This window comes from Roseateles sp. GW821-FHT09B06, from assembly GCF_059418245.1.
Genome location: NZ_JBWKPM010000025.1, coordinates 53618 through 75675 on the forward strand (window position 1 = coordinate 53618; position 22058 = coordinate 75675).

General features: G+C 70.7%; 23 protein-coding genes and 1 riboswitch. Of the genes, 11 read left to right on the top strand and 12 right to left on the bottom strand.

All coding sequences use genetic code 11. The features are described 5' to 3' along the window. Positions 1–102: 102 nt before the first annotated feature. The 7 genes from AC07OQ_RS19000 to AC07OQ_RS19030 are packed head-to-tail and all read left to right on the top strand — an operon-like array spanning position 103 to position 7873. Complete coding sequence (locus AC07OQ_RS19000) at positions 103–993, top strand: CorC family transporter (RefSeq protein ID WP_495054708.1); 891 nt, start codon at positions 103–105, stop codon at positions 991–993. Further along, entirely contained in the window at positions 993–2489 is a 1497-nt protein-coding gene (gene lnt, locus AC07OQ_RS19005; RefSeq protein ID WP_495054709.1) for an apolipoprotein N-acyltransferase, read from the top strand. Before AC07OQ_RS19000 ends, lnt begins: the two co-directional genes overlap by 1 nt. 52 nt (positions 2490–2541) lie before the next feature. Beyond that, positions 2542–3462 (top strand): glycine--tRNA ligase subunit alpha, encoded by a 921-nt coding sequence (glyQ, locus tag AC07OQ_RS19010; RefSeq protein WP_495054710.1) that lies wholly within the window; start codon positions 2542–2544, stop codon positions 3460–3462. A 3-nt stretch (positions 3463–3465) separates the two neighbouring features. Further along, the gene (gene glyS, locus AC07OQ_RS19015; RefSeq protein ID WP_495054711.1) at positions 3466–5601 is read left to right on the top strand and encodes a glycine--tRNA ligase subunit beta; all 2136 of its coding nucleotides are present in this window, start codon (positions 3466–3468) and stop codon (positions 5599–5601) included. 44 nt (positions 5602–5645) lie between these two features. Further along, positions 5646–6266: a D-glycero-beta-D-manno-heptose 1,7-bisphosphate 7-phosphatase gene (gene gmhB, locus AC07OQ_RS19020; protein ID WP_495054712.1), complete on the top strand. Its 621-nt coding sequence runs from the start codon at positions 5646–5648 to the stop codon at positions 6264–6266. A gap of 5 nt (positions 6267–6271) precedes the next feature. Continuing rightward, a complete protein-coding gene (locus AC07OQ_RS19025; protein ID WP_495054728.1) occupies positions 6272–7042 on the top strand; it encodes a lysophospholipid acyltransferase family protein in 771 nt (256 codons plus the stop codon). 18 nt (positions 7043–7060) lie between these two features. Next, the gene (locus AC07OQ_RS19030) at positions 7061–7873 is read left to right on the top strand and encodes a M48 family metallopeptidase (RefSeq protein ID WP_495054713.1); all 813 of its coding nucleotides are present in this window, start codon (positions 7061–7063) and stop codon (positions 7871–7873) included. Between the two features lie 229 nt (positions 7874–8102). On the opposite strand, the gene AC07OQ_RS19035 is transcribed toward AC07OQ_RS19030, so the two are convergent. Beyond that, positions 8103–9179: an MBL fold metallo-hydrolase gene (locus AC07OQ_RS19035; RefSeq protein WP_495054714.1), complete on the bottom strand. Its 1077-nt coding sequence runs from the start codon at positions 9177–9179 to the stop codon at positions 8103–8105. A 56-nt stretch (positions 9180–9235) separates the two neighbouring features. Here AC07OQ_RS19035 and AC07OQ_RS19040 point away from each other — a divergent pair, with 56 nt between their 5' ends. Beyond that, positions 9236–9670 carry a MerR family transcriptional regulator gene (locus AC07OQ_RS19040; RefSeq protein WP_495054715.1) on the top strand — a complete coding sequence of 145 codons (435 nt, stop codon included), beginning with the start codon at positions 9236–9238 and terminating at the stop codon, positions 9668–9670. A gap of 83 nt (positions 9671–9753) precedes the next feature. On the opposite strand, the gene AC07OQ_RS19045 is transcribed toward AC07OQ_RS19040, so the two are convergent. Then, entirely contained in the window at positions 9754–10434 is a 681-nt protein-coding gene (locus AC07OQ_RS19045) for an alpha/beta hydrolase (RefSeq protein ID WP_495054716.1), read from the bottom strand. A gap of 51 nt (positions 10435–10485) precedes the next feature. On the opposite strand from AC07OQ_RS19045, the gene AC07OQ_RS19050 reads away from it, so the two are divergent. Further along, positions 10486–10803, top strand: a complete 318-nt coding sequence (locus AC07OQ_RS19050) for a YciI family protein (RefSeq protein ID WP_495054717.1) — start codon at positions 10486–10488, stop codon at positions 10801–10803. 21 nt (positions 10804–10824) lie between these two features. On the opposite strand, the gene soxR is transcribed toward AC07OQ_RS19050, so the two are convergent. Then, positions 10825–11316 (bottom strand): redox-sensitive transcriptional activator SoxR, encoded by a 492-nt coding sequence (gene soxR, locus AC07OQ_RS19055; RefSeq protein WP_495054729.1) that lies wholly within the window; start codon positions 11314–11316, stop codon positions 10825–10827. Between the two features lie 100 nt (positions 11317–11416). Here soxR and AC07OQ_RS19060 point away from each other — a divergent pair, with 100 nt between their 5' ends. Next, the gene (locus AC07OQ_RS19060; RefSeq protein ID WP_495054718.1) at positions 11417–11785 is read left to right on the top strand and encodes an antibiotic biosynthesis monooxygenase family protein; all 369 of its coding nucleotides are present in this window, start codon (positions 11417–11419) and stop codon (positions 11783–11785) included. Here the strand turns inward: AC07OQ_RS19060 and AC07OQ_RS19065 are convergent. From AC07OQ_RS19065 to thiC, 5 genes are all read right to left on the bottom strand, one after another. Next, complete coding sequence (locus AC07OQ_RS19065; protein ID WP_495054719.1) at positions 11782–13518, bottom strand: bifunctional hydroxymethylpyrimidine kinase/phosphomethylpyrimidine kinase; 1737 nt, start codon at positions 13516–13518, stop codon at positions 11782–11784. The genes AC07OQ_RS19060 and AC07OQ_RS19065 overlap by 4 nt on opposite strands. 3 nt (positions 13519–13521) lie before the next feature. Next, positions 13522–14325, bottom strand: coding sequence for a thiazole synthase (locus tag AC07OQ_RS19070; RefSeq protein ID WP_495054720.1), 804 nt, complete (start codon positions 14323–14325; stop codon positions 13522–13524). A 142-nt stretch (positions 14326–14467) separates the two neighbouring features. Next, a complete protein-coding gene (thiS, locus tag AC07OQ_RS19075; protein WP_495054721.1) occupies positions 14468–14674 on the bottom strand; it encodes a sulfur carrier protein ThiS in 207 nt (68 codons plus the stop codon). Next, positions 14671–15717 (bottom strand): FAD-dependent oxidoreductase, encoded by a 1047-nt coding sequence (locus tag AC07OQ_RS19080; RefSeq protein WP_495054722.1) that lies wholly within the window; start codon positions 15715–15717, stop codon positions 14671–14673. The genes thiS and AC07OQ_RS19080 overlap by 4 nt, the downstream gene beginning before the upstream one ends. Before the next feature lie 4 nt (positions 15718–15721). Then, positions 15722–17584 carry a phosphomethylpyrimidine synthase ThiC gene (thiC, locus tag AC07OQ_RS19085; protein WP_495054723.1) on the bottom strand — a complete coding sequence of 621 codons (1863 nt, stop codon included), beginning with the start codon at positions 17582–17584 and terminating at the stop codon, positions 15722–15724. 178 nt (positions 17585–17762) lie between these two features. Then, positions 17763–17892, bottom strand: a riboswitch (TPP riboswitch). A gap of 174 nt (positions 17893–18066) precedes the next feature. On the opposite strand from thiC, the gene AC07OQ_RS19090 reads away from it, so the two are divergent. Further along, on the top strand, positions 18067–19734 hold the full coding sequence (locus AC07OQ_RS19090) for a transglycosylase SLT domain-containing protein (protein ID WP_495054724.1): 1668 nt from the start codon (positions 18067–18069) through the stop codon (positions 19732–19734). Between the two features lie 18 nt (positions 19735–19752). On the opposite strand, the gene AC07OQ_RS19095 is transcribed toward AC07OQ_RS19090, so the two are convergent. From AC07OQ_RS19095 to AC07OQ_RS19110, 4 genes are all read right to left on the bottom strand, one after another. Then, the gene (locus AC07OQ_RS19095; RefSeq protein ID WP_495054725.1) at positions 19753–20142 is read right to left on the bottom strand and encodes an MAPEG family protein; all 390 of its coding nucleotides are present in this window, start codon (positions 20140–20142) and stop codon (positions 19753–19755) included. Positions 20143–20156: 14 nt separating this feature from the next. After that, the gene (recR, locus tag AC07OQ_RS19100; RefSeq protein WP_495054730.1) at positions 20157–20744 is read right to left on the bottom strand and encodes a recombination mediator RecR; all 588 of its coding nucleotides are present in this window, start codon (positions 20742–20744) and stop codon (positions 20157–20159) included. After that, positions 20741–21067 carry a YbaB/EbfC family nucleoid-associated protein gene (locus tag AC07OQ_RS19105; RefSeq protein WP_495054726.1) on the bottom strand — a complete coding sequence of 109 codons (327 nt, stop codon included), beginning with the start codon at positions 21065–21067 and terminating at the stop codon, positions 20741–20743. Before AC07OQ_RS19105 ends, recR begins: the two co-directional genes overlap by 4 nt. Positions 21068–21200: 133 nt before the next feature. Next, on the bottom strand, positions 21201–22058 hold an 858-nt coding region (locus AC07OQ_RS19110; RefSeq protein ID WP_495054727.1), incomplete at its 5' end, for a DNA polymerase III subunit gamma/tau C-terminal domain-containing protein.

The window sequence follows — 22058 nt, forward strand, 5'->3', positions numbered from 1 at the left end:
CCGCCGGCTGAGGGCGAATATGGGGGCGGCTGACTGTGGTGCAAGAGGTTAGCACTGTCAATGGGTTATTCTGTGAGGCCCTGCAACTACGACACCCCAGCCGTGTCCGAACCTCAGCCTAGTCGCCCCTCCAAGGGAGGGGCTCTGAAATCCGCCGCGCAGGCGCGCGGCCAGACACGCAATCTGTTGGACCGGGTACTGGAATTCCTGCACCCCGGCCCCGACTCAACAAGCGAGCTGATCGAGACCCTGGCCGATGCCGAGCAGCGCGAGCTGATCGCGCCCGAGTCGCGCCTGATGCTGGAAGGCGTGCTGCACATGGCCGAGCTGAGCGCCGGCGACGTGATGGTGGCCGCGCCGCGCATGGATCTGCTGGACATCGAGGCGCCCTACGAGGCGCTGCTCGGCCAGGTGATCCGTGCCGGGCACTCGCGCTTCCCGGTCTTCGATGGCCAGCGCGACAACATCATCGGCATCCTGCTGGCCAAGGATCTGCTGAAGATCCAGCGCGCGCCCGAGCTGAACCTGCGCGCGCTGCTGCGGCCCACCATCTTCGTGCCCGAGAGCAAGGGCCTGAACGAGCTGCTGCGCGACTTCCGCTCGAACCGCAACCATCTGGCCATCGTGATCGACGAGTTCGGCAACACCGCCGGCCTGATCACGATCGAGGATGTGCTGGAGGAGATCGTCGGCGAGATCGAGGACGAGTTCGACGACAAGGACGGCGAGACCAGCATCTACACGCTGGCCGACGGCAGCCAGCGCGTCGCCGGCGATGCCGAGATCGAGGCCGTCAACGAGGCCTTCGGCGTCGCGCTGTCGCAGGGCGAGTTCGACACCATCGGCGGCCTGGTGGCGCAAGAGCATGGCCGCGTGCCGCGACGCGGCGAGACGGTCGAGCTCGGCGGACTGAACTTCACCGTGATGCTGGCCCGCGGCGGCGCCGTGCGCTGGTTCAAGGTCACGCGCGCCGCTTCCGCGCAGCCCGGCTGATGCGGGGCCGCTACGCGATCCTGGCGGCACTGGCCGCCGGTGTGCTGCACACCGGCGCGTTCGCGCCGGTTTCGGCCTGGTGGCTGCAGATCATGGCGCTGGCCTGGCTGGCGCACCTGTCCTGGAGCGCCGGCCCGCGCCGCGCGGCCCTGCTGGGCGGCGCCTTCGGCTTTGCCTGGCTGGCCTCGGGCCTGTGGTGGCTGCATATCAGCATGCACCAGTTCGGCCGCCTTCCCTGGCCCCTGGCGGCCCTGGCGGTGGCGCTGCTGGCGCTGTTCCTGAGCCTGTACTACGCCGGCGCGCTGGCGCTGGCCGCCCGGCTGCGCCAGCGCAGCCCGGCCTGGCATGCGCTGACCTGGGCCGGCTGCTGGCTGCTGGCCGAGCTGGCGCGCGCGACCCTGTTCACCGGCTTTCCCTGGCTCGCCAGCGGCTATGCCCATACCACCGGTCTGCTGGCCGCCTGGGCGCCCTGGATCGGGGTCTATGGCATCACGGCCCTGGCCGCCGGCTGCGCCGCCGGCTTTGCCGCTCTGGGGCGCCATGCCTGGCAGCCGGCGGCCGTGGCGATCGCGCTGCTGGCCCTGGGGCAACTGCTGCCGCAGGACTTCACGCAGAGCGCAGGGTCCTTGCGCGTCTCGCTGCTGCAGCCCAATGTGCCGCAGGATCAGAAGTTCGACCGCGAGCGCATCGATGCCAATCTGGACCGCCTGGCGCGCCTGATCGAGGGTTCGCGCGGCCAGGTGGTGGTGACGCCGGAGTCGGTGGCGCCGCTGCCGCTGGCCTATCTGGAGCCCGACTATGTGGCGCGGCTGCAGCGCGCGGCGCAGCAACGGCCGCTGCTGCTGGGCACCTTCCTGGGCAACGACCGGGACGGCTATGTCAATGCGCTGGTGGCGCTGGGCGGCCGCGAGCCGGGCATGGCGGGCTATGCCTATGGCAAGAGGCATCTGCTGCCCTTCGGCGAGTTCATCCCGCCCGGCTTCGGCTGGTTCGTGCGCGCAATGGGCATTCCGATGGACGATCAGGCGCGCGGCCAGCACCAGCAGTCCTTCGCCGTCGGCCGCCAGCTTCTCAGGCCGCTGATCTGCTACGAAGACCTGTTCGGCGAGGATTTCGTCGACAGCGTGGTGGGCGAGGGGGCGGCCACGGTGCTGGTCAACGTCAGCAACCTGGCCTGGTTCGGCACGGTGATGGTGCTGGACCAGCATCTGCAGTTCTCGCAGATGCGGGCGCTGGAGTTCCAGCGGCCCTTCATCCGCAGCACCAACACCGGCGCCACCGCCGTGCTGGACCATCGCGGCCGGCTGCGCGGCGCGCTACCGGCGGCGGTCGAGGGCGTGCTGGAGGCCTCGGTGGAGGGGCGCCGCGGCAGCACGCCCTATGCGCGCTGGCTGTCGACCCTGGGCCTGGCGCCGCTGTTCGCGCTGGCGCTGGCCGCGCCGGCCCTGGCCTGGCTGCGCCGGCGCCAGGGGGCTGCGGCACAGGCCGCCGGCTAGGCGCTCACATAAAATCACAAACAAGCAACCCATTACTCACCCGGCCATATTCATGCTGAGCTTCCAGCAAATCATCCTGACCCTGCAAGACTACTGGTCCAAGCAGGGCTGCGCCCTGCTGCAACCCTATGACATGGAGGTCGGCGCCGGCACCAGTCACACCGCCACCTTCCTGCGCGCGCTCGGCCCCGAGCCCTGGAAGGCCGCCTATGTGCAGCCCAGCCGCCGCCCCAAGGACGGCCGCTACGGCGAGAACCCCAACCGCCTGCAGCATTACTACCAGTTCCAGGTCGTGCTGAAGCCCGCACCGGCCAACATCCTCGAGCTCTACCTCGGTTCGCTGGAAGCACTGGGCTTCGACCTGAAGAAGAACGACGTGCGCTTCGTCGAGGACGACTGGGAGAATCCCACGCTGGGCTGCTGGGGCCTCGGCTGGGAGGTCTGGCTGAACGGCATGGAGGTGACCCAGTTCACCTATTTCCAGCAGGTCGGCGGCATCGACTGCAAGCCGATCACCGGCGAGATCACCTACGGCCTGGAGCGCCTGGCCATGTACCTGCAGGGCGTCGAGTCGGTCTACGACCTCGAGTACACGCCGGGCCTGAAGTACGGCGACGTGTTCCACCAGAACGAGGTCGAGCAGTCGACCTACAACTTCGAGCACAGCGACGTCGATTTCCTGCTGACGGCCTTCGCCGCGCATGAGGGTCAGAGCAAGCACCTGATGGAGCAGCAACTGGCCCTGCCGGCCTACGAGCAGCTGCTGAAGGCCGGCCACACCTTCAATCTGCTGGACGCACGCGGCGCGATCAGCGTGACCGAACGCGCCGCCTATATCGGCCGCATCCGCAACCTGGCGCGCGCCGTGGCGCAGAGCTATGTGGACAGCCGGGCGCGCCTCGGCTTCCCGATGGCGCCGAAGGCCTGGGCCGATGAAGTGATCGCCCAGATCGAAAAGAAGAAGGCGGCCTGAGTGATGACTGCGAACACCAAGAATCTGCTCGTCGAACTGTTCGTCGAGGAACTGCCGCCCAAGGCGCTGAAGAAGCTGGGCGAGGCCTTTGCCGGCACGCTGTATCAGAGCCTGCTGGAGCAGGACCTGGTCCAGCCCGACGACGACCGGGTGACCGGTTCCGAGCTGCCCTGGCTGGCCTACGCCTCGCCGCGCCGCCTGGCGGTGCAAATCGCCGACGTGCGCCTGCAGGCGCCCGAGAAGGCGCAGCGCCACAAGCTGATGCCGGTGGCCGTGGCACTGGACGCCGCGGGCCAGCCCACGCCGGCCCTCTTGAAGAAGCTGGCCGCGCTGGGCGAGGGTGCCGATGCGGTGGCCCGCCTGCAGCGCGCGCCCGACGGCAAGGCCGAGGCCCTGTTCCTGGACCGGGTCGCGCCCGGCGTGGCGCTGGCGCAGGGCCTGCAGAAGGCGCTGGACGAGACCCTGGCCAAGCTGCCCATCCCCAAGGTCATGACCTATCAGCTGGCCGACGGCTGGAGCGACGTCAAGTTCGTGCGCCCGGCCCATGGCCTGGTGGCCCTGCATGGCACGGCCGTGGTGCCGGTCGCGGCCCTGGGCCTGACGGCTGGCCGCGCGACCCGCGGCCACCGCTTCGAGGCCGCGGTCGAGCAGGTCGTGGTCGAGTCGGCCGACAGCTATGCCGCCCAGCTACGCGAGCAGGGCGCCGTGATCGCCGGCTTCGGCGAGCGCCGCGCCGAGATCGTCGCCCAGCTGAACGCGGCCGCCGCCAAGGAGGGCCTGAAGCCCATCGAGGACGAGGCCCTGCTGGACGAGGTGACGGCCCTGGTCGAGCGCCCGAACGTGCTGAGCTGCCAGTTCGAGACCGAGTTCCTGGCCGTACCGCAGGAATGCCTGATCCTGACGATGAAGGCCAACCAGAAGTACTTCCCGCTGCTCGATGCCGCGGGCAAGCTGACCAACAAGTTCCTGCTGGTCTCCAATATCCGGCCGGCGGACGCCGGCGCGGTGATCGGCGGCAACGAGCGCGTCGTGCGCCCGCGCCTGGCGGACGCCAAGTTCTTCTTCGACCAGGACCGCAAGAAGTCCTTGGCCGAGCGCGTGCCCGGTCTGGCCAAGGTGGTCTACCACGGCAAGCTGGGCACTCAAGGGCAGCGCGTCGAGCGCGTGCGCGCCATCGCCCGGGCCATCGCCGGCATGCTGGGCGGCGCGGCACTGGCCGCCGATGCCGACCTGGCCGCACAGCTGGCCAAGGCCGACCTGCTGACCGACATGGTCGGCGAGTTCCCCGAGCTGCAGGGCGTCATGGGCGGCTACTACGCTCGCCACGACGGCCTCAGCGAGGCCGTGGCCTTTGCGGTCGAGGACCACTACAAGCCCCGCTTCGCCGGCGACGAACTGCCGCGCAACGAGGTCGGCCTGGTGGTGGCCCTGGCCGACAAGCTCGAGACCCTGGTGGGCTTGTTCGGCATCGGCCAGCTTCCCACCGGCGACAAGGACCCCTTCGCGCTGCGCCGCCATGCGCTGGGCGTGGTGCGCATGCTGTCGGAGTCGCCGTTGACGCGGCAACTCGGCCTTGACCAGGTCATTGCTGCCGCGGTGCCGGCCTTCGGCGGCCTGATCGAGGATCCGAGCGCCAAGCTGCTGGACTTCGTGTTCGATCGTGTCGCGGTGTCTTGGCGGGATTTCTACACGGCCCAGGAAGTGGAGGCGGTGCTGGCGCTGCGTCCGCAACGCCTGGCCGAGGTGCGAGACCGGCTGTCCGCCGTGCACGCGTTCGCGGCGCTGCCCGAGGCCCCCTCGCTGGCGGCCGCCAACAAGCGGATCACCAACATCCTGAAGAAGAGCGAGGAGCCGGTCGAGGCGCGGATCGATCCGAGCCTGCTGAGGGAGTCGGCCGAGCAGCAGCTGGCGCAAGCGCTGCAGGACGTGGCCTCGAAGGCCGAGCAGCAGTTCCTGGCCGGCGCCTACACCGCCTCGCTGCGCGAGTTGGCCGCGCTCAAAGGCCCGGTCGATGCCTTCTTCGACGATGTGATGGTGAATGCCGAGGATCCGGCGCTGCGCGCCAACCGCCTGGGCCTGCTGAAGACCCTGCATGAGGCGATGAACCGGGTCGCCGATCTGGCCCGCCTGGCGAGCTGAGGAAGACCGCAATGCCCGTGCGCACCGATCATCACAGCCACAGCATGAAGCTGGTCATCCTGGGGCGCGACGGCACCGTCAACCATTACCGCGACGACCATGTGAAGTCGCCCGAGGAACTGCAGCCCCTGCCCGGTGCGCTGGAGGCCGTGGCGCGCCTGAACCATGCCGGCTGGCACACGGTGATGGCCACCAACCAGCCCGGCATCGGCCGCGGCCTCTTGGACATGGCCTCGCTGAATGCGGTGCATATGCGCCTGGCCCAGCTGCTGGCCGAGAAGGGCGGGCGGCTCGACGCGGTGTTCTTCTGTCCGCATGCGCCCGAGGAGGGCTGCGCCTGCCGCAAGCCGCTGCCGGGCCTGCTCGAACAGATCGGCGAGCGCTTCGGCGTCGAGCTCGGCGGCGTGCACATGGTGGGCGCCAGCCTCCGTGACCTGCAGACGGCCCAGGCGGCCGGCTGCATCCCGCATCTGGTGCGCAGCGACCGGCTCGGCGGTCTGGACGAGGCCCAGCTGCAGGCCCTGGTGAGCCAGGTGCCCGGCACCCTGGTGCATGCCAACCTGGCGGCCTTCGCCGAACACCTGATCCAGCAGGAGCGCCGCGCCAAGGCCCAGGCGCGCGGCGAAGCGCTGGTACCCGACACCTCTCCCGGAGACCTCTCTTGATCCTTATTGCCGCCCTGCGCTCCGCGCTGTTCATGCTGTGGATGCTGGTGACCGTGGTGCCGGTGGCGCTGACGGTGCTGCTGATCTCCGTCTTCGTGCGCGGCAACCCGGTCTACTGGACCTGCATCTTCTGGCTGCGCCTGACGATCTGGGGGGCGCGCACCATCTGCGGCGTGCGCTGGCGCATCCATGGCATGGACAACCTGCCCAGCGCCGCCGACAGCACCTCGGCCGTGATCCTGCTGTCCAAGCACCAGAGCACGTGGGAGACCTTCGCCTACCCCTCGCTGATGTCGCACCCGCTGGCCTATGTGTTCAAGCGCGAACTGCTCTACATCCCCTTCTTCGGTTGGGCGATGGCGCGCATGGACATGATCCACATCGACCGCAGCAAGCGCAGCCAGGCCTGGAACAAGGTGGCCGCCCAGGGCCGACGTCTGGCAAAGCTGGGCCACTGGGTCATCATGTTCCCCGAGGGCACGCGCATCCCGCGCGGCAAGAAGGGCGAGTACAAGACCGGCGGCACCCGCCTGGCCATCGAGACCGGCGTGCCGGTGGTGCCGATCGCCGCCACCTCGGCACGCTGCTGGCCGCGCAAGAGCTTCCTGCTGCGCCCCGGCGTGGTGGACATCTCGATCGGCGCACCGATCTCGCCGCAGGGCCGCGAGCCGGCCGAGATGATGCGCGAGGTCGAGGGCTGGATCGAGGCCGAGATGCGCCGCCTGGACCCCGAGGCCTACGCCGGCCAGCCGCTCGGCACGACCGCGCGGGCCTGACCGGTACACTGCGGGCCCATGCTGCAACGCTTGGTCGGCCTGCTGAAAAGCACCCAACTGTCCTTGTTCGATTCCGAACCGGTCACGCCGCCGGCCGCAGCTCCCGCCCCCGAGCCGGCCCGGCCGCCGAGCCCGCGCGCGCTGCTGCTGGGCGGCCAGCGCATCGGCTACGAGCTGCGGCGCGCGCGCCGGCGCTCGATCGGCTTCACCGTCAGCGCCGAGGGCCTGAAGGTCAGCGCACCGCGCTGGGTGTCGATCGCCGAGATCGAGCGGGCCCTGCAGGACAAGCAGGACTGGATCCTGCGCAAGCTGGTGGAGCAGCGCGAGCGCGCCCAGCGGGTCGAGGCCTCCCGCATCGCCTGGGCCGACGGCTGCAGCCTGCCCTATCTGGGCGCGCCGCTGCAACTGCGCCTGGGTGGCCTGGCGCGCTTCGATGCCCAGGCCCGCGTGCTGCACCTGGGCCTGCCGGCGGACAGCCGCGCCGAGCAGATACGCGAGGCCAGCCTGGCCTGGCTGCAGGGGCAGGCGCGTGCCTTGTTCGAACAGCGCTGCCGTCATTTCGCCGCGGCCCTGGGCGTGCGCTACACCAAGCTGGCGCTCAGCTCGGCCCAGACCCGCTGGGGCAGCGCCAGCGCCAGCGGCGCGATCCGCCTGAACTGGCGACTGATCCACTATGCGCCCACCGTTATCGACTATGTGGTGGTGCATGAGCTGGCGCATTTGCACGAGATGAACCACAGCCCGCGCTTCTGGGCCGTGGTGGGCTCGGTGCTGCCGGACTATGAGCGGGCGCGCGGCCGGCTGCGCGACGAGCCTCCACCCTTGCTGTAGGTTTTCGGAACGCTTTCCTACTTTAGGGGGGCTTGTCCTGCCCACAGGGGACAAGCACACTCCCGCCACGTGCTGTCATCACGACGCATCTGAGGTTGGTCGGTCCGACCGCCACCTCCCGGTTGCCTCCGGATTCGTTTGAAGCGATCCGGTGCCGGCGCCGAAAAGTTGATGCCGACCTAGGCTCAGCCCGCCGCCACCGGAATTGCCGGTGGCGGCGGAAGCTGACTCAGGCCCGAGCCGCGGCAAAGCGGTAGATCCCGTCCTCCCCATGTTCCCGGCGCAGCTTGCCCGCCAGCCACAAGGCGTTCAGGTGCGCCACCGATTCGCCCATCGCGAAGGTGGTCTGGTGCAGGTCCAGCTTGCGCTTGAACAGCAGTTCCAGCAGCTCGGCCGCATGGCAGGGTCGGGTGGCGCAGGCCGCCTGCACATCGGCCAGGCGCTCGTCATGGTGCTGGCGCAGCTGGTCGACGCGCGCATGCAGGCCGCGGAAGGGCTTGCCGTGCGAGGGCAGCACCAGGGTATCGGCCGGCAGCGCCAGCATGCGCTCGATCGAGTCCAGGTACAGCGTCAGCGGATCGGCCTCGGGCTCGACGTCGACCACCGAGACATTGGTGGAGATGCGCGGCAGCACCATATCGCCCGAGATCAACAGGCCCAGTTCCGGGCAATGCAGGCTGATGTGCTCCGGCGCATGGCCGTAGCCGACGAGGCAGCGCCAGGCCTGGCCGCCGATGTTCAGGGTCATGCCGTCCAGCAGGCGCCGGTAGCTGGCCGGCACCTGCGGCACCATGCTGGGGTAATAGCCGGCGCGGCCGCGGATCTTGGCCAGCGATTCCGGGTCGCTCAGGCCATGGCTGCCGAAGAAGGCCGCGGCCGTCTCGCCGCCCATGCCCACGGTCGAGCCGCTGGCGATCCGGGCCAGGTTGTAGTCGGTGGCGCTCACCCACAGACGGCATTGCCAGCGCTCGGTCAGCCAATGCGCCAGCCCCATATGGTCCGGGTGGAAATGCGTGACGATCACGCGTAGCACCGGCAGGCCGTCCAGGTGTCGCTCGAACACCTGCTCCCATTGCGCCTTGGTGGCATCGTTGCAGATGCCGCAGTCGACGATCGCCCAGCCCTGGCGCTTGCCGTTCGGGCCGTCGATCTCGTCGCGCAGCAGCCAGAGGTTGATATGGTCCAGCGCGAAGGGCAGGCCCATGCGCAGCCAGCGCACGCCCGGCGCCAGCTCCAGCACGGCGCCCGGCGTGGGCAGTTCGTCGCCCAGGGGGTAGCTCAGTTCGGATTCGCGTGGATTGCCCATGGGATTGCTGCCTTAGACTTACGTTTACGTTAACGTCATATTACAAGCCTGCCGCCATGCGCTCCGACACCGACGCGACATCCCCAGCCGGCGAAGGGGCCGGCCGCCTGTTCACCATCACCGAACTGGCCGCCGAGTTCGACATCACGCCGCGCGCGATCCGCTTCTACGAGGACATGGGCCTGCTGGAGCCGGGGCGTGCCGGCCGCAACCGCGTCTACACGCATCGCGACCGCACGCGCCTGAAGCTGACCCTGCGCGGCAAGCGCCTGGGCCTGTCGCTGCAGGAGGTCAAGCAGCTGGTGGACATGTATGACTCCGAGTCGGACGCCGCGCCCCAGCTGAAGGCCTTTCTGGAGGTGCTGGCCCAGCACCGCCGCCAGCTCAAGCAGCAGCTCGACGACATCGAGGTCACGCTGGCCGAGATCACCCAGCATGAGGAGCGCTGCCAGGTCCTGCTGAGCGAGGCGCTGGCGGCCAAGAAAGCCTGAGCCCGGGCCGAGGGCCCTGGACGCCGCGCGCCGCGGGGTCAAGCTCGGCGGTGCCAGGTCTTGCCACCCGCCGCGGGGGGGGCTCAGGCCGGCGGCGTCAGCACGCCGAGCAGCCAGTCCTGCAGCGCCACGATCTCGTCGGGGTGCACCTCGTGCCCCATCGCATAGTCCTGCCACTGCACCCGGTGGCCCAGGCGCTCCAACTCGGCGCGCGCGGCCTGGGCTCGCGCCAGCGGCACGACCGGGTCGTGCCGGCCATGGGCCAGGAAGATCGGCGTGGCGGCATTGGCCGGGTTGCGCTCGGCCTCGGTGCTGGCCAGCAGCGGCAGATAGCCCGACAGGCCCACCAGGCCTGCCAGCCTGTGGCGGCAGCGCAGGCCGGTCAGCAGGGTCAGCGCGCAGCCCTGCGAGAAGCCCATCAGCACGATGCGCGCGGCCGGCACGCCGCGCTCGATCTCGCGCTCGATCAGGGCCTCGACCTCGGCCTGCGAGCGGCGCAGGCCCTGGGCGTCCTCGCGCTGGTCCAGCGCGCCGTCGCGGATGTCGTACCAGGCACGCATCGGCGTGCCGCCGTTGATCGTCACCGGGATCACCGGTGCATGCGGCAGCACGAAGCGCAGGCCGCCATCCGCCAGCAGCGGCCGCAGGTCCAGGGCCTGGCAGACCGGCTCGAAGTCGTGGCCATCGGCGCCCAGGCCATGCAGCACGATGATGCTGGCGGTGGGCGTCGCGGGGGTTTGCAGTTCCAGGGTTTCGAGTGTCATGCTTGAGGCCTCATCGTTGAGGCCGACATCCTAGAGCCTGCCCGCCGCACCATGCCCCATTACCTGTTCCGTATCGAACCCGTCCGTCCCGACATGCTGGTGACCGGCCCCACGCCCCAGGAGGCCGAGGCGATTGCCGCGCATTTCGGCTATCTGCAGCGCCTCACCGAGCGGGGCACGGTGCTGATGGCCGGGCGCACCATGGCGCTGGATGAGAAGGCCTTCGGCCTCGTGCTGTTGCGCGCCGACACCGAGAGCCAGGCCCTGGCCCTGATGCGGGCCGATCCGGTGGTGGCGCAGGGCGTGATGAGCGGCGAGCTGAATCCCTTTCGCATCGCGCTGTGGTGCGACAAGGGGCCCGGCTCCTAAGCGGGCGGAGCAGGGCGGCCTTCAATCCTTGCGCGGGATCAGCAGTCGCTGCGGCCCCGGGCCCTCGTCGCCCAGCCGGTCCTGCGGATTGCGCAGCCGGCAGCGGTCGAGCGACAGGCAGCCGCAGCCGATGCAGTCGTCCAGGGTGTCACGCAGGCGCTGCAGCTGCGCCATGCGCTCGTCCAGCTCGATGCGCCAGGCCGCGGACAGCCTGGCCCAGTCGTCGCGGCTGGGGGCCGCCGTGGCCGGCAGGGTCTGCAACGCGGCCGCGATGTCGGCCAGCGCGATGCCCACCCGTTGCGCCACGCGGATGAAGGCCACGCGGCGCAGCACCTCGCGCGCGTAGCGGCGCTGATTGCCGTCGCTGCGCGTGCTGCCGATCAGGCCCTTGGACTCGTAGAAGTGCAGGGTCGAGACCGCCACGCCGCTGCGCCGCGCCACCTCGCCCACCGTCAGCTGGGCCGGCATGCCGCCGGGGTGGCGCGTCTCGCCGTCTTGCCCGCCTGTTGCCATCGTCATCCCCCGAATAAACCACTTGACCTCAACTTTACTTGAGGTCCGAGACTGCGCGGGCGCTGCGCGAGCCCCGCGCGGCATGCTCATCAGGACCGACATGCAGACCAAAACCATGCCTTCTTCCCCGCCGTCATCGACCTTCGCCGGGTCCATGTACCGGGTCGACAAGTTCATCGTGCCGCCCGCCGCGCTGACGCGCTTCCTGCGACAGATCGAGCAGGTCGACGCGGAACTGAGCCGCTTGCCGGGCTGCCTGCAGCATCTGGTGCTGGTGCAGGATGGCCTGGCCGGCGAGGATCTGCACATTGCCACCATCGTCGAATGGGCCAGCGCCGCCCATCTGGGCGCGGCCAAGGCGCATATGCAGCAACGCTACGAGCGCGAGGGCCTCAGCCCGGCGCTGCTGATGCAGGGCCTCGGAGTGCGGGCCGACATGGGCACCTACCGGCGCGCCGGCCGTCCCTAGCCAGGAGGAGGGGAGGCCAAGTGCCCGCCCGAGAAGTCGGCCGCCCGGTCGAGCGCAGGCGGCAGCGGCGGACATGAGGCCGCGGCGCGGGCATAGGCCGACCAGTCGGCCGCGTCCGCCGCGGCCCGCAGCAGGCAGATGCCGGCGGCGCCGTGGCGGCCCACCAGAGCGGCCCGCTCCGGGCTCAGGATGCCCCCGATGCCGACGACCGGTGGGCCCGCCATGCGCGCCCACCAGCGCAACTGGGCCAAGCCCTGTGGCAGCCAGGGCATGAGCTTGGTGCTGGTCGGCCAGACCGGCCCGCAGGCGATATAGCTGGGCGCCAGGCCGCGTGCGCGTGCCAGCTCCCACAGGCTGTGGCTGGACAGGCCCAGCCCGATTTGCTGCGTCGAGCGGCGCGCCAGCAGTTGCGCGCGCGCCGTGGCATCCAGGGCCGCCCAGTCCTCCTGGCCCAGATGCAGGGCGGTCGCGCCCTCGTCCAGCGCCAGGCGCCAATGGTCATTGATCCACAGCCGGCTGTCGCGACCCCGCACGCCGTCCAGCGCCTGCCGGATCGCCCTACGCAAGTGGGACGGATCCGCGGCGGCGGGCTCGCCCTTGATGCGCAACTGGATCTGCGCGAATCGCCCGGAGGCCGCCAACTCTGCGACATGGTCGGGGCTTTCGGTGATCGCATAGAGGCCGGGGCGGTAGTCCGACGCCGGTCCGCCGCCCTGCAAGACCCGAGCCCAGCGCAGCAGCGTGGGCGCGTCCAGGGGCTCGGCACCAAAGCTCATCACCGGCATGGTCCGGGGGGCGGCAATGAAGCCGGCTCCGGGGCGCAGCGGGCCGGCGCCCCGGCCGGCCGCATGGCCGTCGCGCAGCGCCGCCCAGCTTGACATCTTGGCCAACACCGCTGCGTCCGGCAGGGCGAATCCGCGCGCCAGCGCCGCGGCGGCGGCCGTGGCGAAACAGCAGCCGCTGCCATGCTGATGCCGGGTCGCCAGGCGCGGCAGGGCCAGCCAGCCGCTGAGGGTGCCGAGCGCGGGCAGCCAGGGGCTGATCAGGCCCTCCCACCAGTCCAGCGCCAGGACCTCGGCCGCACCGCGGGCTTCTTCATCGCCGCCGGTGATGCACACCGACCGCGCGCCCAGGCGGCACAGCGCCGCGGCCAGGGCCGGCACCGGCAGGGGCCGGCCCAGCAGGCGTTCGGCCTCGCGGCGATTCGGCGTGATCATGGTGGCGCGCGGCAGCAGCAGCTCGCGATAGGCCGCGACCAGTGCGGCATCGGCAAAGGCCGTGCCGCCGGCCGTGGCGCCCAGCACCGGATCGACGACCAGGCCGACGAAGCCGTGCGCGGCGCGCAGCATGTCGACCGCCTCGGCCACCGCTCGCACGGCGTCGACGCTGGCCAGCAGGCCGGTCTTGATCACGCGCGGCGGCATGTCCGCGGCCAGCGCCCGCAACTGGCCACGGATCTGCTCGGGCGGCAGCGCATGCACGGCCTGCACGCCCAGCGAATGCTGCGCGGTGACCGCGGCCACCACCGGGCACAGGTGCACGCCCAGCGCGGCGGCCGCGCGCGTGTCGGCCGAGAGGCCGGCGCCGCCGCCGCTGTCGGTGCCGGCCACGCTCCAGACGATCGGCGGGGCCGGGTCTTGCGTCCAGGGGCGCAGCGTCAGGGCCTCGGGATCGACCGGCTCGGCCCAGGGCGAAGGCAGGCTGGGATGGGGAAGGAGGAGCGACCGATCCATCGCTCAGCCCAGCAGGAAGGCGTGGCCGCCGACCGGCGTGCTCGCGACCGCGAAGTCCTGCGGCGCCATCGGGCCGGCGCGCCAGGCCTGGCGGCCGGCGCGCACCGCGTCGCGGAAGGCCTGTGCCATCGCGACCGGGTCGCGCGCCTGGGCCACCGAGCTGTTCAGCAGCACCGCGTCGAAGCCCAGCTCCAGCGCCTGGGCCGCCTGCGAGGGCGCGCCCAGGCCGGCGTCGATCACCAGGGTCGCGTCGGGCAGGCGCTCGCGCAGGCGGCGCAGCCCGGCCAGGTGCACCAGGCCCTGGCCCGAGCCGATCGGCGCGCCCCAGGGCATCAAGAGCGCGCAGCCGGCATCCTCCAGCAGGCGCCGGCCGAGGATCAGGTCCTCGGTGCAGTAGGGGAAGACGGTGAAGCCGTCCTTGACCAGGGTGGTCGCGGCGCTCAGCAGCTCGAAGGGATCGGGCTGCAGGGTGTGATCGTCGCCGATCACCTCCAGCTTGATCCAGTGCGTGCCGTAGAGCTCGCGCGCCATCCTGGCCAGCGCGACGGCCTCGCGCGCCGTGCGGCAGCCGGCGGTGTTGGGCAAGAGGCGCGCGCCCTGGGCGCTGGCCGTGGCCAGGGCTTGGGCGATGGCGCCATTGTCGCCCGCCTGCAGGGTGCGCTTCAGGCCCACGGTCAGCAGCCCGGTGCCGGAGGCGCGGATCGCCGCGTCCAGCAGCTGCGGGCTGGGATAGCCGGCGCTGCCGAGAAAGAAGCGGCTCGCCAGCGCGACGCCGTCGATCACCAGGGCATCATCGTTGTTGTGCATATCGAAAACTCCAGCCTGTGTCGTGCCGTGTATGACGGATGAGAAGGGTGCATTGCCGAGCGGGCTCCGCCGATCCGGCTTGGCCGGGCGGTCGGAGCCGCCCCCTTGAGGGGGCGCGCGCAGCGCGCAGGGGGTGGGGCATTCAGCCTCCGACGATGGGTTTGAAGAGCAGCACCTGGTCGCCATGGCCAAGCACGGTGCCGGGTCTTGCCTCGCGCGGCACGAAGAGTCCGTTCAGCGCGGTGCCGACGCTTTCCGGTCTGCGCTGCTGCGCCTCCAGCAGCGCGGCCAATGTGGTGCCGGCGGGGACTTGCAAGGTCTGCTGGTCGAGATGGATGGTGATGTTCATGGGTGTTCCAGGCTGGCCAGGCCGCTGGCGGCCAGCAGGCGCTGCACCAGGGCCGGCGCCAGCAGCCAGCCGTGGCGGTACAGGCCGTTGAGCCGCATCAATCCGCCGTTCGGGCCGGGCTCGGCGTGGGTGAAGGGCAGGTTGTCGGGCAGGGCCGGGCGCAGATTGCGGTCCAGCCGGGTGATGCGCGCCTCGCCGAGCGCCGGCAGCAGGCTGTGCGCCGCGGCCATCAGCTCGACGGCGCTCTGCAGGCTGACCGGGCTGCGGTCCTCGCTCTCGATCTCGCTGGCGCCCAGCAGCAGCTCCCGCTCGCTGCGCGGCACCAGATAGACGCGGTGGCGCGGGTGCAGCAGGCGCAGCGGACGGCTCAGGCCATGGTCGGGCAGGTCCAGCGCCACCACCTCGCCGCGCACGCCGCGCAGCGGCAACGGCGGTCGCGCGCCGAGGCCGCGGGCGTCGATGGCCCAATCGGCGCCGAGGCTTGTGCCATCGCGCAGATGCAGCCGGCCCGGCAGCACCTGCCCGACCGCGCGGCCCCAATGCCAGCGCGCGGCGCTCGCGCCGGCGTGCAGCGCGGCCATGGCCTCGACCGGGTGGATCAGGCCCTCGCCGGGCAGCAGCCAGGCCAGCAGGCTCGATGGCGCCAGCGCCGGCTCCAGCATGCGCAGCTCGCCCGGAGCCAGCGCCTGCGCGCCCGGCATGCGGGCCAGGGCGCGCGCGGCCGCGCCGCGGTCGGTGCCATGGGCCAGCAGCAGGCTGCCGGCGATCCGCAGGCGCGGCGGGCTTGCCATGGCCGCGACGATGCGCGGCCAGAGGGCCAGCGACTCCCAGCCCAGGCGCGCGATGGCCGCGCCGCCGCATTCCTGCTCGGCCAGGGGGCTCAGCATGCCGGCCGCGGTGAAGGCGGCGGCGCCCTGGCCGTCGCAGCGCGGCTCGGGGCCGGGCGCGGGATCGAAGACCTCGACCGCGTGGCCGGCGCGGGCCAGCGTCCAGGCGAACAGGCGCCCGGCCAGGCCGGCGCCGGCGATCGCGATATGGGCCATCTGCTCAAGCCCCGGTCTTGATGGGGATGTAGAGCTCGCCGCCCCGGGCCTTGAACTCGGCGCTCTTGGCCTTCATGCCCTCGCTGAGTTGCTCGGAATACTCGCGCACCTCCTGCGTGATCTTCATCGAGCAGAACTTCGGGCCGCACATCGAGCAGAAATGCGCCACCTTGGCGCTGTCTTTGGGCAGGGTCTCGTCGTGGAACGCGCGCGCGGTCTCGGGGTCCAGGCCGAGGTTGAACTGATCGGTCCAGCGGAACTCGAAGCGGGCCTTGGAGAGCGCGTCGTCGCGCGCGCGGGCGCCCGGGTGGCCCTTGGCGATGTCGGCGGCATGGGCCGCGATCTTGTAGGCCATCAGGCCGGCCTTGACGTCGTCGCGATCCGGCAGGCCGAGGTGCTCCTTGGGCGTGACATAGCAGAGCATCGCGCAGCCGAACCAGCCGATCATCGCGGCGCCGATGCCGCTGGTGATGTGGTCGTAGCCGGGCGCGATGTCGGTGGTCAGCGGACCCAGGGTGTAGAAGGGCGCCTCGTCGCAGTGTTTCAGCTGCTCGGTCATATTGGCCTGGATCAGGTGCATCGGCACATGGCCAGGGCCCTCGATCATGGTCTGCACATCATGGGTCCAGGCGATCTTGGTCAGCTCGCCCAGCGTCCTCAGCTCGGCGAACTGGGCCTCGTCGTTGGCGTCGGCCAGCGAGCCGGGACGCAGGCCGTCGCCCAGCGAGAAGCTGACGTCGTAGGCCTTCATGATTTCGCAGATCTCTTCGAAATGCGTGTAGAGGAAGTTCTCCCGGTGGTGCGCGATGCACCATTTCGCGAGGATGGAGCCGCCGCGCGAGACGATGCCGGTGCGGCGCTTCACGGTCATCGGCACGAAGGGCAGGCGCAGGCCGGCGTGGATCGTGAAGTAGTCGACGCCCTGCTCGGCCTGCTCGATCAGGGTGTCGCGGAACAGCGCCCATGTCAGCTCCTCGGCCACGCCGCCGACCTTCTCCAGCGCCTGGTAGATCGGCACGGTGCCGATCGGCACGGCGCTGTTGCGCACGATCCAGTCGCGCGTGGTGTGGATGTTGCGGCCGGTCGAGAGGTCCATCACCGTGTCGGCGCCCCAGCGCGTGGCCCAGACCATCTTCTCGACCTCCTCCTCGATCGAGGAGCTGACGGCCGAGTTGCCGATATTGGCGTTGACCTTCACGAGGAAATTGCGGCCGATCGCCATCGGCTCCAGCTCGGTGTGGTTGATGTTGGCCGGGATGATGGCGCGGCCGCGCGCCACCTCGTCGCGCACGAACTCGGGCGTGATGATCGCGGGGATGCTGGCGCCGAAGGAATTGCCGCGCAGGCGCGCCTCGCGCTCGACGTCGGCCTGGTACTCGCGCATCCACTCGAAGCGCTGGTTCTCGCGGATCGCGACGAACTCCATCTCGGGCGTGACGATGCCGCGGCGCGCGTAATGCAGCTGGGTCACGTTGGCACCCACCTTGGCGCGACGCGGCCGGCGCTGCAGGCCGGCGCTCAGCGCGCGCAGCTTCAGCTGCTGCTCCTGGTCGCGCAGACCGTCGTCGATCAGCTGGATCGCGCGGCCCTCGTAGGCCTCGGTGTCATGTCTTGCCTCGACCCAGGCGGCGCGCGGCGCCGGCAGGCCGCGTGCCACGTCGATCGCGGCGGCCGGGTCGGTGTAGGGGCCGGAGGCGTCATAGACCGTGATCCGCTCGCCATTGCTCAGCGCGATCGCGCGCATCGGCACGCGCAGCTCGGGATGCAGGGTGCCGGCCACATGGGTCTTGGTGGAGGCGGGCAGGGGTTCGCGGCTCAGCCGGATGCTCTGGTCGAGGGCGCTCGGGGCGGTGATGCGTGGGGTCATGACTGAAGGTCTCCGGGTTGAACCCCGGAGGCTGGTCATGAGACGGAGACGGGCGCACGAAGGCTCACAAGGCGCGCCGAGAGGTGGGGCCGAGCAGGTGCGTGCAGACGGGCGGGAGGTGCGGACGGGCTTGCCGCGACCTCGACCCTGGACGACAACCTCCAGGGCCCGCACCCATGGCATGGGAGCAGGCTCTTCTTACGCCGGTACAAACCGGATCAAGTTCAGCGGGACCATGGCTTCCACCACATCTCAGCCCGACGCGTTCTCAAGGAGAACGGCGTAACAGGGCACCCCGGAGCAGGCCCGCAGTATAGGGTGCGAAGCCACGGGCTTCGTTAAATCTCTGACGGATCAGCGTGCAAACCCGGCTGTCATGGGGGCGATATGCGCCCCTAAACTGCGGCCGCTTGCTAGGGGTGGCGGGGCCGAGATGGCCGCCACCGCGCCCGTTCTTCACGAGAACCCTGGGAGGGATGGCGATGAAACGCTGGACGATGACGCTATTGGCCGGCTGCGCCCTGATGGCGCTGGCACCGCTGGGCCGGGCCCAGGACCTGGGCGATCTGGCGGCCAAGGCCAAGCTCAGCGATGCGGAGCGGGCCAAGCGCGACGCCGACAAGGTCTACCAGTGGATACGCTTCAATGCGGACAAGGCCGCGGCCAAGGCGCCGGCGCCCAAGCCCGCCCCGGCGCCGGCCGTGCCCCTGGCCCCGCTGGAGCTAGAACCGTCCGCACCGGTCGCCGTCCAGCCGCGCCCCCTGGTGGAGGACGCGCTGCAACCCGGCGTCAATGTCGACCTGGACGACGCCCAGGCCAAGCGCGACCTGTGGGTACGCCTGCGCAGCGGCTTCGCGATGCCCGACCTGAACAACGAACTGGTGGGCAAGGCCGAGAACTGGTACAGCAGCCGCCCCGACTATGTGGCGCGCATGACCGAGCGCGGCGGCCGCTACCTCTATCACATCGTGGCCGAGGTCGAGAAGCGCGGCATGCCGCTGGAGCTGGCCCTGCTGCCCTTCATCGAGAGCGCCTTCAACCCGCAGGCCATGTCCAGCGCCAAGGCCTCGGGCATGTGGCAGTTCATGCCCGCCACCGGGCGCGACTTCGACCTGAAGCAGAACATCTTCCGCGACGACCGCCGCCATGTGCTGGCCTCCACCCGCGCCGCGCTGGACTATCTGGGCCGGCTGCACGAGATGTTCGGCGACTGGCATCTGGCGCTGGCCGCCTACAACTGGGGCCAGGGCAATGTGCAGAAGGCGATCGCGCGCAACCAGAAGGCCGGCCTGCCGACCGACTACGAGAGCCTGCGCATGCCCGACGAGACGCGCTACTACGTGCCCAAGCTGCAGGCGGTCAAGAACATCGTGCTGCGTCCCGACGCCTATTCGCTGGCCCTGCCGGCGATTGCCAACCACCCCTATTTCCTGAGCGTCGAGATCGACCGCGACATCGACGTCGATGTCGCGGCCCGGCTGGCCGGCATGACGTCCGACGAGTTCAAGCAGTTCAATCCGCAGGCCAACAAGCCGGTGCTGCTGGCCGCGGCCTCCGACCAGGTGCTGCTGCCCTATGACAATGCCGACGCCTTCGCGCGCAACCTGGCCACGCACCGGGGCCAGCTCGCCAGCTGGACCGCCTGGGTGGTTCCCAGGACCATGAAGCCGGCCGACGCGGCCAAGCAGGTGGGCATGAACGAGGCCCAGCTGCGCGAGATCAACAAGATCCCGCCGCGCATGCTGGTCAAGGGTGGCTCCACGCTGCTGGTGCCGCGCAGCGCGCGCCACGACCGCGACGTCTCGGAGCAGCTGGCCGACAACGCCAGCCTGAGCCTCGCACCCGATATGCCGCCGCTGCGTCGCGTCAGCTTCAAGGCCGGCAAGGGCGACACCGTGGCCTCGGTGGCGCGCCGCTACAAGGTCGGTGCGGCCCAGGTCGCGCAATGGAACCAGGTCTCCACCAAGGCCGGTTTCAAACCCGGCCAGCTGCTGGTGGTCTACACCGCCGGTGGCGGCGGCAGCGCGAAGGCACCGGTGCGCAGCGCCAAGAGCGCCATCAAGGGCAACGGCGGTGTCCGGACGGCCAAGGCCGGCGTGAGGACCGCGCGCAGCGCCAGCGCGGCGCAGAAGCCCGGCAAGCGCCGCTGAACCCTGCGGCGAGCCGGCTCAGGCGAAGAACAGCGCCACGCCGCTGCCGAAGGCGGCGGCCCAGGCCAACGAGCGCAGGCTCGGCTGGTCGGCCAGGTACAGGCCGATATAGATCAGCCGGAAGGTGACGAAGGACAGCGCGAGCATGTCGATGCGCTCTTGCGCCGCCCCCAGCTGCTGGGCCGCCAGCACGCCGGCGATGAACAGCGGCAGTGCCTCGAAACTGTTGGCCTGCGCCGCATCGGCGCGCGCCTGCCAGCCGCCCAGCCTGGCCAGCCAGGCCCGCGGGTGGTGGTTGTCGAAACCACCGTCGCGCAATCGCTTGCCGAAGCCCTTGGACTTGGCGATGCCGGCGCAGACGACGGGCAGCGCGCAGGCCACCAGGATGCAGTAGTTGGCAACGGTCATGGTCGCTTTCGTGCTCAGCGGCGGTCCACCAGCGCATGGGCGATCGTGCCCAGATCCACATATTCCAGCTCGCTGCCCACCGGCACGCCGCGCGCCAGGCGCGTGGCGCGGATGGCCCGCGAGCGCAGCGCCTCGGCCAGCACATGGGCCGTGGCCTCGCCCTCGGCGGTGAAGCTGGTGGCCAGGATCACCTCCTCCACCCCCGGCTCGGCGGCGCGCGCCAGCAGCTGCTCGGCGCCGATGGCCTGGGTCGAGAGTCCGTCCAGCGGACTCAGGCGCCCCTGCAGCACGAAATAGTAGCCGCGGTAGGAGCCGGTGCGCTCCAGCGCCGCCTGGTCGGCCGGACTTTCCACCACGCACAGCAGGCGCGCATCGCGCTGCGCATCGCTGCAGATCTCGCAGACCGGCGCCTCGCTGAAGGTGTGGCAGCGCTGGCAATGGCGCACCTGGGCCATCGCCGCCGAGAGCGCCGCGGCGATGCTGCGGGCCCCCTCGCGGTCGTGCTGCAGCAGGTGGTAGGCCATGCGCTGGGCCGACTTCTGGCCCACGCCGGGCAGGCGCTTCAGCGCCTCGATCAAGTCCTCGAGGGCGGACAAGATCAGAACGGGAACTTCATGCCCGGAGGCATCGGCATGCCGGCGGTCAGCTTGCCCATCTTTTCCTGGCTGACCGCTTCGGCGCGGCGCACCGCGTCGTTGAAGGCGGCGGCCACCAGATCCTCCAGCATGTCCTTGTCGTCGGCCAGCAGGCTGGGGTCGATGGTGATGCGCTTGACGTCGTGCTTGCAGGTCATCGTGACCTTGACCATGCCGGCGCCCGACTGGCCCTCGACCTCGATATTGCCGAGCTCGTCCTGGGCCTTCTTCAGGTTGTCCTGCATGGCCTGGGCCTGCTTCATCAGGCCGGCGAGTTGACCCTTCATCATGTTCGTATCTCCTTGTCGATTCAATCAGCGTAGCAAACGCATTCCCCAGCGGAGCCCGAGGATCCGGCTTTGCCGGGCCTGCGGGCTCGCCCCCTCGAAGGGGGCTCGCGAAGCGAGTAGGGGGTGGTTCATATCAGTGGGGTTTGATCGAGCCCGGAACGATGCGGGCCGTCTTGAACTGGGTCATCAGCTGCCGCACCAGCGGGTCGTCGAAAACAATCTGCTCGGTCTGGCGCTGGCGCGCCTGAGCCTCGGCCGCATCGCGCAGCGCCGGCGAGTCCTGCGCGGAGCCGGCCTCGACCTCGATCTGCACCGCACGCTCCAGCAGGGCGCCGAGTGCGGCCTGCAGCTTGTCCTGCAGAGCCTGCTGGCGCAGCGACTCGCGCTCGACCTTCAGGCGCCAGCGCTGCGGCTCCGACTGCTCGTCGATGGCGATGCATTCGGCCTGCAGGGCCAGTTCGCGCGCCATCGCCACCAGCGACAGGCGCTTGACCAGGGCGGCCCAGCGCTCGCCCAAGGCGGTGGGGACCAGGACGACATCATTGCCGGCGGTCGAGGCATAGCCGCCCGACGACTCGGCCGCACCGTCGCCGTCCGGCGCGTCGTCGGCAGACATCGCGGCGGCCATGCCGTCCTCGTCCGCCGGCGGTGCATCCAGCCAGGGCGGCGGCCCGTCGCCCTCCTCGGGCGCGGGCTCGGCCGCCACCGGGCGGGGACGCAAGCGGGCGCTGTGGGAGCTGGGCTCCGCCTGACCTCGCGCGCTCAAGGACGGACGAACCGGCTCGGGCGCGGGCGGGGAGGAAGCCACGGCGGGCGCCAGCGGCGCGGGCTCGCGCGCCACCGCGGCCGGAACAGGGACCGGAGAGGCGACCGGGGATGCGGCCGACGGAGCGGCCGGCGCCGGCGGCCTGGGTTCGACCCGAGCCGGCTCGGGCGGCCGCACGGCCAGCGTGGGCGCGGCCGGGCGCAGCAGCGGCGCGCTGGCCACGGC